Below are 13,132 nucleotides of genomic sequence, written 5' to 3'. Positions count from 1 at the left end.
CATGCACACCAAGACCGTCATCGTCGGCTCGTCCATCGGTTTGCACGCCCGCCCGGCCGCTGTCATCTCCGAGGCTGCCGTCAAGGCCGGTGTCCCCGTGACCCTCTCGGTCGACGGTGGTGAACCGGTGGATGCCGGTTCCGCGCTGATGATCATGACCCTGGGCGCCGGCAACGGCGCTCAGGTGACCGTCGCCTCGGAGGACGAGGCGACGGTCAACGAGATCGCCGCACTGGTCCAGCAGGACCTCGACGCCTGATCCCACGGCACTCGAACCGCAGCGCACCCAGAAACCGACCACCGGTCACCGTAGGGCGGAAACATCAGTACTTTCCCGCCCTACGGTGACTCCGTGTCCATTCTCAGCACCCGCTGATCGCTAGGCGGCGACGTCCCTGGTCGGCATCAGTCGGTCCAGCACATCGGTCAGGGTCACCAGACCCACCGGCGCGCTGTCCGCGTCGACCACCACCGCCAGATGCTCGCGGGTCTCCCGCATGGTTCGCAGCGCCTCGTACACCGGAATCGTGGCCTGCAGAGTCAGGGCGGGCCGCATCAGCTCCGCCGCCGTGGAACCCGCTGCGGCGGAAAGACTGTCGCGCACATGCACCACGCCGCGGACGTCATTGCCGTCGAGCACCAGCAACCGCAGATGGCCGGTGGCGCGGGAGCGCGCCTGAATGGCCGCCGGATCAGCCGTGGCCGCCACACCGCTCGGGGGCTGCCCGGTCACCAGATCACCGACCGTGAGCGCTTGCAGTTCCAGTGCGCTCATCAAGTTGGCGCTGTAACGCTCGTCGAGCGTGCCGACGGTGGCCGAGTGTTCCACCAGGTGCCGCAACGTGTCCGGGTCCTGACCCGCGGCCAGCTCGTCCACCGGGGTGACACCGACCTTGCGCAACATCCAGTTGGCGGCGCGGTTCAGCGCGACCAGCACCGGCCGGAACACCGCCATGAACGCACGCATGGGCAGCGCCAGCATGATCGCCGACCGCTCCGGATGGGCGATGGCCCAGGACTTGGGCGCCATCTCCCCCACCACCAGGTGCAGGAAGGTGACGATCACCAACGCCAGCACGAACCCGGCCACGTCGGCCGCCCAGCCGGGCGCGCCCCACGCGCTGAACACCGGCGTGAGCCAGTGGTGCACAGCGGGTTTGGTGATGGCACCCAGGGCCAGCGTGCACACGGTGATACCGAGCTGCGAGCCGGCCAGCAACACCGACAGCTCACCGGAGCTGCGCAGGGCCGCCCGCGCCGAACGGCTGCTGGAAGCGGCCTCCTCGATGCGGTGCCTGCGGGCCGCGATCAGGGCGAACTCCACCGCCACGAAGAACGCGCTGGACGCGATCAGAACAACGGTGATCAGTGCGATCACCCAGGGGCTGTTCATCGCTGGACCTCCTCGGCACGCACGGCGACAAACACCGTCGACGGGACATGTTTGTCGACGGCACGGATCTCGATGGTGAGCAGATCCTGCGGCTGCGGCTCGTCTGCCACCAGGTCTTCAGCTTCGGGCTGCAACGCCACCGCCACTGTGTCGCCCACAGCGGGCAGGCCGCCGGACTCGGCGATGGCCAGACCCGCGATGGTCTCGTAATCCCCTTCGGGCAAAGGACGATCCAGCAGCCGGTGCACTTCGTCGAGCGGAGTGTCGCCGGGCATCACCCATCCGTCGCCCTCGGCCACCGCGTCGTCGTCGGCCTCATGGTCATGCTCGTCATCGATCTCACCGACCAGCTCTTCGGCCATGTCCTCGACGGTGACCACACCGGCAAAACCACCGTATTCGTCGATCACCAGTGCCATTTCGTCGTCGGTGGCCCGCAGTGCCTGCAGTACCGACGGCAACGGCATTGCGGTGGGCACGATGACGGCCTTCCGGCAGCGCGAGCCCGCCGTGCCGCCCGATGCCAACGGATCGAGCAGGTCGAGCATGTGCACCACGCCGCGCAGATCATCAACATCCTCACCCACCACCGGATAACGGGTGTGCCCCTGGGCCATCAACGCCAACACCTCGTCAGCGGGAAGATCAGCGGACAGGACGTCCACCCGTGATCGGGGGATCATGGCGTGCTCGGCGGAGCGGGTGGGAAAATCCAGGGTGCGATCCAGCAGTGTGGACAGATCCCGCGGCAGCTCGCCGGCATCGCGGGACGCGGCCACGATGTGCTCCAGGTCCTTCGGGGTGGCCGAGTGTTCGACGTCGTGGACGGGTTCGATTCGCAGGGCCCGCAGCAGCAGGTTGCTGCTCTGGTCGAACAGCCAGATGAGCCAACCGAACAGCCGGAGATACCAGGTGGTCGACAACGCCAGAGCCCGTGCGACGGGTTCGGGGCGCGCGATGGCCAGGTTCTTCGGGAACAGCTCTCCGAAGAGCATCTGCACAACCGTCGAGAACACGATGGCCGCCACTGCACCGGCGGCGATACCGATGCCCGTGGGCACACTCACCCCGCCCAGCAACACGCCGACGCCCTTACCGATGAGTGGTTCGGCCACGTAACCGACCAGCAGGCCGGTGACGGTGATGCCCAGTTGTGCGCCCGAGAGCATGAACGACGTCCGTTTGGTGACGTTCAGCGCGCGTTGGGCAGCGCTGTCACCGGACTCGGCGCGCGCTTTGAGGCGCGACCGGTCGACGGCCATGTAGGCGAATTCCTGTGCGACGAAGTAACCGGTCAGCGCGGTGATCAGGAGCACCACGACAATGCCGAGTGCGATACCGGCGAGGGCTGTCAGCATGTCCCCACCTCCGGCCTGCATCTCGTCGCGGCGTCAGTCGGAGGTGGGACGGGTCTTCGGGGTTCGGCGGGCAAGCGCCTCATCACTCCCTCATGCTCGATGGTTGACAGTGGAGATCGAGCATAGCGAAGTCTACGATCGACGCAGGTCCAGGCGGCGCAGCAGTTGGGCATTCAACGCGACGATCACCGTCGACGCCGACATCAGCAGTGCGCCCACCGACATCGGCATCACGAAGCCGACGGGTGCCAGCACCCCGGCGGCCAACGGCACCGACACCAGGTTGTAGCCGGCCGCCCACCACAGGTTCTGCGTCATCTTGCGGTAGGACGCGGCTGACAGGTCGATGGCCGAGACCACCGCCCGCGGATCGGAACTGGCCAGGATCACCCCGGCCGACGCGATCGCCACATCGGTACCCGCACCGATCGCCACGCCGACGTCCGCCTGCGCCAGGGCGGGTGCGTCGTTGACGCCGTCGCCCACCATCGCGACAGTGCGGCCCTCCTGCTGTAGCGCGGCGACCGTGGCAGCCTTGTCCTCGGGGCGGACCTCAGCGAACACCCGGTCGATCCCGAGGTCGGCGGCCACCGCCTGCGCGACGGACTCGGCGTCACCGGTGATCATGACAACCTGGACACCGCGGCGGTGCAGTTCGGCGACGGCCGCCCGGGATTCGGGCCGGATCTCGTCGGCCAGGGCCAGCGCTCCGAGCACGTGGCCGTCTGCCAGGACATGCAGCACCGTGGCTCCCGACGGTGCCCACTGCCGGGTACCGGTGACCCCGGCCTGCTGCAGCAGCCGCGGACCTCCGACCTGGATACGGCGCCCGAGCACCGTGGCACTGACCCCGAGTGCGGGTGAAGACGCGAAATCCGTTGCACCAGGCACGTCCACGCCCCGCTGACGAGCGGCCTCGACAATGGCGCGCGCCAACGGATGCTCGGAATCGGCCTCGGCCGCTGCAGCCAACGCCAGCAGTTCCTCCTCGTCAGCGGCCTGGATGCCCACCACGGCAGGCTGTCCCCTGGTGAGGGTGCCGGTCTTGTCGAAGAGCACGGCGTCCACCACCCGCATGCGTTCCAAAGACAGCCTGTCCTTGACGAGAATTCCTGCGCGGGCTGCCCTTTCGGTGGCGATCGACACCACCAGCGGGATTGCCAGGCCCAGTGCGTGCGGGCAGGCGATCACCAGGACGGTGATCACGCGGATCACCGCCTGGTCGGGCTGACCGAGCACACCCCATACCACCGCGGTCAGCGCCGCGGCACCGAGTGCGAACCAGAACAGCCAACCGGCGGCGCGGTCGGCGAGGCGCTGGGCCCGCGACGAGGAGTTCTGCGCGTCGGTCACCATCCGCTGGATGCCGGCAAGTGCGGTGTCATCACCCACGGCGGTCACCTGGACCCGCAGCCCTGAGTCGGTGGCGACAGTGCCCGCCACCACGTTGTCCCCCATGCCACGCCGGACTGTTCGCGACTCACCGGTGACCATGGACTCGTCCATGTCGGCGGCTCCGTCGACCACACGGCCGTCGGCGGGCACGCTGGCCCCGGGGCGCACCAGCACCACGTCGCCGACTCTCAGCTGTGCCGGCGCCACGATCACCACCGCGTCGCCGTCTACACGTTCAGCCTCGTCGGGCAGCAACGCCGCCAGCGAGTCCAGCGCAGAGGCGGTCTGCGCCAGTGAACGCATCTCGATCCAGTGCCCCAGCAGCATGATGACGATCAGCAGAGCCAACTCCCACCAGAAGTCCAACTGATGGTCGAGCAAGCCCAGGCTGGCACCCAGCGACGACAGGAATGCGACGGTGATGGCCAGGCCGATGAGCAGCATCATGCCGGGCGCGCGGGAGCGGAGCTCGTCGATCGCGCCGCGCAGGAAGGGCCGGCCGCCCCAGACGTACATGACGGTGCCCAGCACGGGCGAGATCCATTGCGCACCAGGGATATCCGGGATCCTGTAGCCGATGATCACGGCGAACATCGCCGAGAGCGAAACGGTCGGCACGGCCAGCACCAGCATGATCCAGAACAGCCTGCGATAGTGCGCCACGTGGTCGGCGTGGCCGTGATGCCCGCCGTGGCCCCCGTGACCCTGCGCGTGATCCATGTGCATGTGCTCGACGTCGCTCACGTCGCCACCATATACCCCCTAGGGGTATCTAGTCCAAGTATTTTTTCGCCGAACAGACACATAATCGAGCTCCGAGCGCCGAAAATCGCTCGAGTTTGTGTCTGCTCGGCACAGTTAGGGTGGGGCGTGAAGATTCGCAGAGTGCTGGCCGGCGACGCGGTGACCACCCAGCAGTTCGTCGACGGACAGTGGCAGGACGCCCCGTCCCCACTGGGCCCATCACCATTTGGCGCCGAGTGGGAACTGGCCACCGCCCTGCGCCACCTACAGCAGACGGATGCGCTACTGCCGTTCTCGCCGCTGTCGTTTCGCGACTCCCTACTGTCCGAGCAGCACAACGTCAGCGCCGCCCGCGGCATGATCAACACGTTCTACCCGGCCACGGCGCGCATCACCAACACATTCGAAAAACTCACCCGCAGAACATTTCCCGGCTTCCTGCCGAAGAAACTGTTCTACCGCCAGCCGATCTACTACATGTCCAACGCGTTGACCATCGTGCCCAGCGGCACCCCGGTGGCATTCCCGAGTTACAGCACGGCGCTGGACTTCGAACTCGAGGTCGGCTTTGTGCTCACCAGGCCGCTGCTCAACGCCACCGCGGCGCAAGCACGCGAGGCCATCGGCGCGTTCGTGCTGTTGAACGACTTCAGTGCCCGCGACATTCAGCGTGACGAGATGAACAGCGGTCTGGGGCCGCAGAAGGCCAAGCACTTCCGGAGTTCACTGTCGGAGACCGCGGTGACTGCCGACGAAATACTTCCCCGCATCGACCAGCTCACCGGCTCCGTGGTGATCAACGGCCGCACCGTGAGCCGCGTCGACTATGCGGGTCTGCAGTGGTCAGCCGAGGACACGCTGGTGCACTTCTCGCGCGACGAACAGCTGCTGCCCGGCGAGCTGATCGGCCTCGGGACGCTGGCGGGCGGGTCCGGGATGGAGACCGGCAACTGGCTGCGCCCCGGCGACACCCTGCGGTTGGAGCTGGACGGGATCGGCACCGTCGAACACCAGATTCTGCCGGCATGATTCGGGCCCGCGTCAGCGAACGCGGGCCCGAATCTGTTGCACCGACTACTTCTTCGCCTTCTCCTTGGCCTTGCTGGCGGCACCCTTCTCGGTGGTCTCACCCGAGGTGACCAGCTCACCGCCGGAGTTCTCCAGGTGGGCGCGCACAAACCACTGGAACTTCTCCAGTTCAGCCGAGTGGCCGATCAACATGTCTTGCGACACCAGATCCAGATCGTCGAGGGTTTGGATGGCTTTGCGGGTGTCCTCGATCACGCCGTCGTAGACGAGGTTGACCGCGGCCAGGTGGGCCAGCACGTTGTCGCGTCCCACGGAGTAGTCGTCCCAGGTGCGGTCCTTGAGGATGGCCCCGGGAGTGCCCTGCGGCGATACGCCCAGCGCGGCGATGCGTTCCGCGGTCTCGTCGGCGTAGCCACGGACCAGCTCCACCTGCGGGTCGATCATCTCGTGGACGCCGATGAAGTTGGGCCCCACCACGTTCCAGTGCACATGCTTGAGCGTCAAGTGCAGGTCGTTGTAGGTGCTGAGCTGCTTTTGCAGCAGGTCGGTGACCTTGCGGGCAGTGGTGTCCGACATTCCGGGGATGGTGAAAGTAGGCACAGTGAACCTCCTTGGCCTGACGTGTTAGTCGATCGTGAGGTGGTGTACCCGCAGTCCGGACACGAAAACAGGCCCAGCTCAGAGAGCGCTGATGTCCTGGACAGGCAGCCGAGGCCCGCGCCGAGGTTCTCGGGCGAGCCCGCTGACATACAGCAGCCGCACCACGCGATGCCGATGCGGGCGCATGGGTTCCAGCAGTTCGACCATCGCGTCGTCGTCGATCGGATGACCCAGGAATGTCCAGCCGATCATCTTCGCCACGTGGTAGTCGCCCACCGACAGCGCGTCGGCGTCGCCGAACGCTCGTTGGGCCGTCTCCGCGGCAGTCCAGATCCCGACACCGGGCAGTGACGTCATGGCCGTGCGGGCCTCCTCGGCGGGACGCCCGGCCAGTCTCTCCAACGAGGCGGCCCGCGTTGCGCAGCCGATCACGGTCTGTGCCCGTCCGGGGTCGACGTTGGCACGGTGGAATTCCCATGACGGAATGCGCCGCCACACTTCGGCTTCCGGGAACACCCGCATCCGTGCCGGCGCCGGGCCCGGCGCCGGCGCCCCGTACTTGGTCACCAGCAGTCGCCACGACCGGAACGCATCGGCGCCGGGAACACGCTGTTCGATCACCGCTGGGATGAGCGCTTCGAGCACCCTGCCGGTGCGCCCCAGGCGCAGGTGCGGCGCCTTCTGGAGGGCGGCCGCGACGGTGGGATGGGTGGGAATCAGATCGCGGGCGTCGTCGTCCGCGCCCACGAAGGCGGGCAGTGCTTCGGCAAACTCGGCAGCACCCGCGCCCCAGATCTGTGCGTGCACCGTATCGGGGCCGGTGCGTTGCAGGCGCGCGGTCACCGCACCGCTTTCCAGCAGCGACGTCCGCCACATCGCGCCGTCAGCACCGATCTGGAATGTGGGATCACCCGGACCGCGGCGCAGTGGGAACAACGTGGCACCCAGACTGGTGGGCCCGTCGAAGGTGACGGTGCGTTCCAGGGGGGTCAATCGTCGGTGACGCTGACGTCGGCCTTGTCCGGGTAGAAGGCCACGTGGCCGGCTATCTCAGCGACAGCCGAGTGCGGACTCTCGTAGGCCCAGATGGCATCGTCCACAGTGGAATCACCGGCGGTGACGCTGTAGTACGTGGCAATGCCCTTGTATGGGCAGTAGGTCGTGGTGGTGGTGCACGAAAGCCCGTGCTGTACCACATCCCCCATCGGAATATACTGCACCGCAGGGTAAGTGGACTCGCGCAGAGTGAGCGCCGAGCGGGTGTCGGCCACCACCTCACCGTTCATCCGCACCACCACGTGGCCCGCGGTGGGCTCGACGGTGATCGGGTGGTCGGCGCTGGGTTGCAGGATTTTGTGCTGCCCCATGCTGTCACCTCCGAGTTCAGGTTAGACCCTTCAACGCCGGCGGGCCGCTAGCATTCCCGAGATGGAGACCGGCCCGCCCAGCGCCACCGCCACCGTCCAGATCGACGCGCCCGCCGAGCGGGTGTATGCGCTGATCACCGACCTCGATGTGCTGACCAGCCTGGCCGTCGAGCCCACTGAGATGCGATGGCGCAAGGGCGCGTCGGCCACAGCGGGTGCGGTGTTCACCGGCAAGAACCGCAACGGCGGCCGGACCTGGACCACCACCTGCACGGTCACGGCCGCCACACCGGGTCGGGTGTTCGGGTTCGACGTGAAGAGCAGCGTCATCCCGGTGGCGCACTGGCGTTACGAGATCGTCGAGGTCGACGGCGGTTGCCGAGTCACCGAGAGCACCTGGGATCGCCGGCCCGGCTGGTTCAGCGGGATCGCCGGCCTGGCCACCGGGGTCCGCGATCGGACCACGGCCAACGGCGAGCACATCAAGCTGACGCTGCAGCGACTCAAGGAACGCGCCGAGAAATGACCTGCCCGGCGCCTGCGCCAGGCACCGGTTCACCCCACAGACCAGGGCGCTGGCGGGAATCGTCCATGGCGATCCCGCGATAGTTTCGCAGGTATCGCGCTTCGTCACGCCGATCGTTGTCCGGCACCATCGGATCGACATGCAGCACCCGGTTGGCGGTGGGATCACTCTGGCGCATCTGCCGCGCGCGGTACCGAAAGCAGCCCGCACCCGCTGCGTACGCGGCGACGGTACCGACACCCAGATACCAGGCCACCGGCATGCCGTGCGCCAGAGTGGCGACGAACAGGCCGAGGCTGACGAAGCGGACCAGGACGAACAGATAGCCCAGGTACGGGAATGGAATTTTCTGCATCAACGACTTCATGACTCCTCCTCGATCGCTACGCTACACGTATCGTAGCGCTTGAGGTCGGTAGGTTATTCCCATGACTCCCGGCGGCGACGGCACCGATCCGACGGGTGCGCGCATAGTCGACGCCGCACTGGAGTTGCTCAGGTCCGCCGGACCCCGGGCCGTCACCATGCAGGCGGTGACGGAAGCCACCGGTATCGCGAAGACCACGATCTACCGCAGACACCGCGACCGGCGAGCGCTTCTGACCGCCTCGTTGACCAAGCTGGCACAGCAACCACGTGTCGATCCCGCGGCCACGCCGGATCAGCGGCTCGAGTGGGCCATCCGGCAGTCGGTCGACGTGATCGTCAACGGCATCGGCGTCGGCGGGTTCGCGGCTCTGCTCACCAACGAGGATCCCGAGTTCAGTGACGCCTTCCGCGGCATCCTCGACAGTTACCGCGCGCCTGCCGTCGCCGCATTGGATGCCGACACCCTCGACGGCGACACCGTCGTCGACATGATCGTCGGCAGTTACATCACCGAGTTCGCCCGCAGCGGCACCGTCGACACCAACTGGGCGGGCAGGGTTTTCACCCAGTTGCGTTCAACTGATTCGCCCGAGCGCTAGGGGCGCCGCGCGATCTTGTCCGCCACCACCGCAATCGGTGACGTGGTCGCCCGCCCGCGGTCTTCGTGCCGGTCGGCCGCCTTGTAGGCCAGGTACATCCCGCGCACACCGAGAAAGCGCAGCGGTTCGGGTTCCCAGGTCTTCGAGACGTGCCCCACCCACGGCATCCGCACCAGGTCGGTGTCGCGGCGCAACACCAGATCGGCCAGCGTCTGCCCGGCCAGGTTGGTGGCCGTCACGCCGTGTCCGACGTACCCCCCGGCCCAGCCCAGGCCTGTCGACCGATCCAATGCCACGCCGGCCGACCAGTCCCGCGGCACGGCCAGCACCCCGCACCAGCCGTGGCTGATGGCTGCGCTGCGGGTCTGCGGCAACAACTTGTGCAGTACGGCGGTGAGGTAGCGCACGGTCCCGGGGCTGACGGCGCCGTCGCGGTCGATCCGCGACCCGAAGCGGTAGGGCACGGCGCGACCGCCGATGGCGATCCGGTCGTCCGGGGTGCGCTGGGCGTAAAAGAAGCCGTGCGCGGTGTCGCCGACGGTCTCGCGGCCCTCCCAGCCAATGGCGTCCCACACCGCCGGGCTCAGCGGTTCGGTGGCGATCATCGCGCTGTTCATCGGCAGCCAGCGTCGCTTCAGTCCGGGCAGTCGGGTGGTGAACCCCTCGGTGGCACGCAACACCACCGGCGCGCGGACGGTGCCGTGGGCGGTGACGGCAGCACCGGGCCGGATCTCGGTGACCTCCGTCTGCTCGTACACCCTCACCCCGGAACGTTCGACGACATCGGCCAGCCCTTGGGCGAGTTGCGCCGGCTGAATCCGCGCGCAATGCGGAGTGTGATAGGCCAGCTGCAGGTTGTCGAATCGGATACGTTGTGCGGCTTGCTCTTTCGATAAAATGGTGAGGCCGTCGATCCCCCACTCTCGTTCCTCGTCGAACTCGGCCCGCAGTCGGGCGGCCTGCGCGGGATTGCGGGCTATCTCCAGCGTGCCGCCCTTGACGATGCCCGCCTCGATACCCTCCGCGGCGGCCACGTCGATTACCTCGTCCACCGCGCCGAGCAGCGCGCGCTGCCATTCGATCACCGACTGCCTGCCGTACTGCTTGGCCAGCAAGTGACGGTGCCCGGGCGCCAGCCCCGACAGCCAGCCGCCGTTGCGGCCGGAGGCGCCGAAGCCGGCGAACCGGGCTTCGAGGACCACGATGCGCAGGCTGGGATCGAGTTTGTTCAGGTAGTAGGCCGTCCAGAGTCCGGTGTATCCGGCGCCGACGATGCACACGTCGGCGTCGCGATCGCCAGGCAAGGCGGGGCGGGACCCCGGCAGACTACTGAACCAGTGGGAGACGTGACCGTTGATCGTCGAGATCATCGTTGCATTCTCTCAAACGCCACCGAATGCGCAGCGTTGGAAGGTCTGCATCCCCCACAACGCAGGCACCAGCAGGCTGCGGATGGCTACCGAGGCGGCGGTGCCGGGGGTGATGGTGGTCAGTGACCAGTCGTCGTCGATGCGCTCGACGGAGTCAGATCAATGTGAATGCCCATGCGCCCCAACCTAGTCCGACGCGCGCGCCTTCTTGCGTTCTGCACGCATGTCCGCCCAGAAGCGGGCCGCTTCGCGTACCGACTCCTGCACCGGCCGCGGCTGCCAGTGCAGCTCACGGCGGGCCTTGGAGCAGTCCACCGGCGCCTCGGCACGCATCAGCCGCACGGACTCCAGCGTCAGCCGCTCGTCCGTGCCGCGAAGCCGGGCCTTGAGGGTTCCGGCCGCAGCCATCACCCACAGCAGCGGCAGTGGCAGGGTGCGCCGCGGCGGCGCGACGCCCACCTCCTCGGCCGCGATGCGCACCACCTCGGCGTTGGTGATCATCCGCTCGGAGATCAGATACCGGTGACCATTCACGCCGTATTCGGCGGCCTTGAGCATCGCGTCGGCTGCGTCCTCGACGCCGACGGCCTCCAGCGAGATCTTGTCCAGGACAAACGGCATCTTGCCGAAGACCGTCCCGGCGATCAGGGCGCCGTGCGGGGTCATGCCGTAGTCACCGCGTCCGTAGGTGCTGGCCACACACATCGCCACCGCGGGCAGTCCGCGCTCACGGGCGTACTCGAGCACCAGGTCCTCGGCCTGGACCCGGGACCGCACGTACGCGGTCAGCCCGTTGCGGTCGATCGGATCGTCCTCGGTGGCCACCCGTCCGTGTTTGCGGCCCACTGTGGAGTAACTGCTGGTGAAGACGAACTTCGACAGTTCACTGGCCAGGGCCACGTCCAGCACCCCGCGCAGCCCCTCGACGTTGGTGCGAAACAGCGGCGCAGGATCACGCAGCCACGCCCGGGTGTCGACGACGCAGTAGTAGACGACGTCGGCGCCGTCCATCGCGGCGCGCACGGTGTCGAGGTCGAAGATGTCGCCGACGAACCGGGTGACGTCCAGATCGTCGATGCTGACGGTGTTGGCCCCAGCGCGGACCATCACCCGGACGTCTTCGTCCGCGGTGACGAGTTGGCGGGTGACGTGCGAGCCGAGAAAACCGTTGGCTCCTATGACAAGTGAGGTCACTGTCTGCTCCCGTACTTGTCGAACCACGCCGCCGCTTCAGCGTCGAGAGTCCCCAGCTCCTTGGCTTTGCGGCACCACTTCAGACTGGCCTGCACAAAGCGCAGCGGGTTGTAGATGTCTTCCTGTCGCCGCCACTTGCCATCACCTGCGTAGGTGACGATCGAGATGTTGGTGGCGCTGATGATGGTGCCGTCACCGGGATCGCGCATCGGGTTGTCCAGTTCGCAGATCACCCGGCCAGTCGGTTCGTCGTAGACGGTCCACAGCGACGGGAACGCCGTCATGTAGCTACCGGGAAACACCGTCATGGTGCGGTAGATCCAGCTGCGTACCTGCTCGCGTCCGCGCATGGTGCCCGCCGCGTGCTCGACGTAGGTGACGTCGTCGGTGTAGTGCGCCACCCAGGCGTCCCAGTCCTGGGTGCGTGCCGCGCGATCCACTGTCTGTTCGAACGTCGCGAACGCGGCACTGAGCTCATCGCGGGTGAAAATGCCTGCTGCCGTCACATCCAGAACTAGAACACGTTCTACCCGTAGTTGTCGACCAGTTGTGTTCAGCGGTGCACCTCCCACAACGGGATGCCGCAGACCCGCATGCTGCCGCCGGCGACATCGCGACACCGGTAGACACGGTTCGAAACGGGAACTAACTGAAGCGCAGTTCAGGTTATACAAGTGCCAATTCAAGGAGGTTTCCGTGGCACAGACCTACAACAAGAACCCGCAGGCGCTCAGCGCACTGTCGCCGGAGCAGTACCACGTCACGCAGGAGAACGGCACTGAGCGCCCGTTCACCGGTGAGTACTGGGACAACCACGAGCCCGGCATCTACGTCGACGTGGTCAGCGGGGAGCCGCTCTTCGCGTCGGTGGACAAGTTCGAGAGCGGTAGCGGCTGGCCCAGTTTCACCAAGCCCATCGACGCGCAGAACGTCGTCGAGAAGCGCGACCTGAGCCACTTCATGATCCGCACCGAAGTGCGTTCGGCCGGCGGCGACAGCCATCTGGGTCACCTGTTCCCCGACGGCCCGAAAGACCAGGGCGGGTTGCGCTACTGCATCAACTCGGCTTCGCTGAAGTTCATCCACCTCGACGAGCTCGAGGCACAGGGCTACGGCCAGTACATCAGTCTGTTCAAGGAGGACGCACAGTGACTTCAAGCAGGACGACGAACAAGACCGCGATTCTTG

Annotated in this window: 15 protein-coding genes; 5 read left to right on the top strand and 10 right to left on the bottom strand. The window is 66.9% G+C overall.

Features of this window, described 5'->3' with window-relative positions:
• Nucleotide 1 precedes the first annotated feature (1 nt).
• Nucleotides 2-259, top strand: a complete 258-nt coding sequence (locus BVC93_RS14855) for an HPr family phosphocarrier protein (protein ID WP_083738131.1) — start codon at nucleotides 2-4, stop codon at nucleotides 257-259.
• 120 nt (nucleotides 260-379) lie between these two features.
• Here the strand turns inward: BVC93_RS14855 and BVC93_RS14850 are convergent, their stop codons facing one another.
• The 3 genes from BVC93_RS14850 to BVC93_RS14840 all read right to left on the bottom strand — a co-directional run bounded on the left by BVC93_RS14850 (nucleotide 380) and on the right by BVC93_RS14840 (nucleotide 4,872).
• Complete coding sequence (locus tag BVC93_RS14850) at nucleotides 380-1,393, bottom strand: hemolysin family protein (RefSeq protein WP_083738130.1); 1,014 nt, start codon at nucleotides 1,391-1,393, stop codon at nucleotides 380-382.
• On the bottom strand, nucleotides 1,390-2,751 hold the full coding sequence (locus tag BVC93_RS14845) for a hemolysin family protein (protein ID WP_083741069.1): 1,362 nt from the start codon (nucleotides 2,749-2,751) through the stop codon (nucleotides 1,390-1,392). Before BVC93_RS14845 ends, BVC93_RS14850 begins: the two co-directional genes overlap by 4 nt.
• Nucleotides 2,752-2,883: 132 nt before the next feature.
• Entirely contained in the window at nucleotides 2,884-4,872 is a 1,989-nt protein-coding gene (locus tag BVC93_RS14840; RefSeq protein ID WP_442929087.1) for a copper-translocating P-type ATPase, read from the bottom strand.
• 144 nt (nucleotides 4,873-5,016) lie between these two features.
• On the opposite strand from BVC93_RS14840, the gene BVC93_RS14835 reads away from it, so the two are divergent.
• Nucleotides 5,017-5,919: a fumarylacetoacetate hydrolase family protein gene (locus BVC93_RS14835; RefSeq protein ID WP_083738129.1), complete on the top strand. Its 903-nt coding sequence runs from the start codon at nucleotides 5,017-5,019 to the stop codon at nucleotides 5,917-5,919.
• A gap of 45 nt (nucleotides 5,920-5,964) precedes the next feature.
• Here BVC93_RS14835 and BVC93_RS14830 read toward each other — a convergent pair whose 3' ends face one another.
• The 3 genes from BVC93_RS14830 to BVC93_RS14820 form a co-directional block, all read right to left on the bottom strand.
• Nucleotides 5,965-6,519 (bottom strand): Dps family protein, encoded by a 555-nt coding sequence (locus tag BVC93_RS14830; protein ID WP_157516929.1) that lies wholly within the window; start codon nucleotides 6,517-6,519, stop codon nucleotides 5,965-5,967.
• A gap of 78 nt (nucleotides 6,520-6,597) precedes the next feature.
• Nucleotides 6,598-7,512, bottom strand: a complete 915-nt coding sequence (locus tag BVC93_RS14825; RefSeq protein WP_192860329.1) for a DNA-3-methyladenine glycosylase family protein — start codon at nucleotides 7,510-7,512, stop codon at nucleotides 6,598-6,600.
• A complete protein-coding gene (locus BVC93_RS14820) occupies nucleotides 7,509-7,886 on the bottom strand; it encodes a DUF427 domain-containing protein (RefSeq protein ID WP_083738128.1) in 378 nt (125 codons plus the stop codon). Before BVC93_RS14820 ends, BVC93_RS14825 begins: the two co-directional genes overlap by 4 nt.
• Nucleotides 7,887-7,947: 61 nt before the next feature.
• Here BVC93_RS14820 and BVC93_RS14815 point away from each other — a divergent pair, with 61 nt between their 5' ends.
• Nucleotides 7,948-8,412, top strand: a complete 465-nt coding sequence (locus BVC93_RS14815; protein ID WP_083738127.1) for an SRPBCC family protein — start codon at nucleotides 7,948-7,950, stop codon at nucleotides 8,410-8,412.
• Here the strand turns inward: BVC93_RS14815 and BVC93_RS14810 are convergent.
• On the bottom strand, nucleotides 8,390-8,779 hold the full coding sequence (locus BVC93_RS14810; protein ID WP_083738126.1) for a hypothetical protein: 390 nt from the start codon (nucleotides 8,777-8,779) through the stop codon (nucleotides 8,390-8,392). The two genes, BVC93_RS14815 and BVC93_RS14810, sit on opposite strands and share 23 nt — an antisense overlap.
• A 61-nt stretch (nucleotides 8,780-8,840) precedes the next feature.
• Here BVC93_RS14810 and BVC93_RS14805 point away from each other — a divergent pair, with 61 nt between their 5' ends.
• The gene (locus BVC93_RS14805; protein ID WP_083738125.1) at nucleotides 8,841-9,380 is read left to right on the top strand and encodes a TetR/AcrR family transcriptional regulator; all 540 of its coding nucleotides are present in this window, start codon (nucleotides 8,841-8,843) and stop codon (nucleotides 9,378-9,380) included.
• On the opposite strand, the gene BVC93_RS14800 is transcribed toward BVC93_RS14805, so the two are convergent.
• The 3 genes from BVC93_RS14800 to BVC93_RS14790 all read right to left on the bottom strand — a co-directional run bounded on the left by BVC93_RS14800 (nucleotide 9,377) and on the right by BVC93_RS14790 (nucleotide 12,450).
• Nucleotides 9,377-10,750 (bottom strand): FAD-dependent oxidoreductase, encoded by a 1,374-nt coding sequence (locus tag BVC93_RS14800; RefSeq protein ID WP_157516928.1) that lies wholly within the window; start codon nucleotides 10,748-10,750, stop codon nucleotides 9,377-9,379. The two genes, BVC93_RS14805 and BVC93_RS14800, sit on opposite strands and share 4 nt — an antisense overlap.
• Before the next feature lie 186 nt (nucleotides 10,751-10,936).
• On the bottom strand, nucleotides 10,937-11,944 hold the full coding sequence (locus tag BVC93_RS14795; RefSeq protein WP_083738124.1) for an NAD-dependent epimerase/dehydratase family protein: 1,008 nt from the start codon (nucleotides 11,942-11,944) through the stop codon (nucleotides 10,937-10,939).
• Nucleotides 11,941-12,450, bottom strand: coding sequence for a nuclear transport factor 2 family protein (locus BVC93_RS14790; RefSeq protein ID WP_083738123.1), 510 nt, complete (start codon nucleotides 12,448-12,450; stop codon nucleotides 11,941-11,943). Before BVC93_RS14790 ends, BVC93_RS14795 begins: the two co-directional genes overlap by 4 nt.
• A gap of 190 nt (nucleotides 12,451-12,640) precedes the next feature.
• Between BVC93_RS14790 and msrB the strand changes: the two genes are divergently transcribed.
• A complete protein-coding gene (gene msrB, locus BVC93_RS14785) occupies nucleotides 12,641-13,096 on the top strand; it encodes a peptide-methionine (R)-S-oxide reductase MsrB (RefSeq protein ID WP_083738122.1) in 456 nt (151 codons plus the stop codon).
• The last annotated feature ends 36 nt before the right edge of the window (nucleotides 13,097-13,132 follow it).

Origin of the sequence: Mycobacterium sp. MS1601 (genome assembly GCF_001984215.1) — a bacterium.
In the GTDB taxonomy this organism is placed as follows: Bacteria; Actinomycetota; Actinomycetes; order Mycobacteriales; family Mycobacteriaceae; genus Mycobacterium.
The sequence above is the reverse complement of the archived record's forward strand: the minus strand, read 5'-3'. Positions and strand labels throughout refer to the sequence as shown.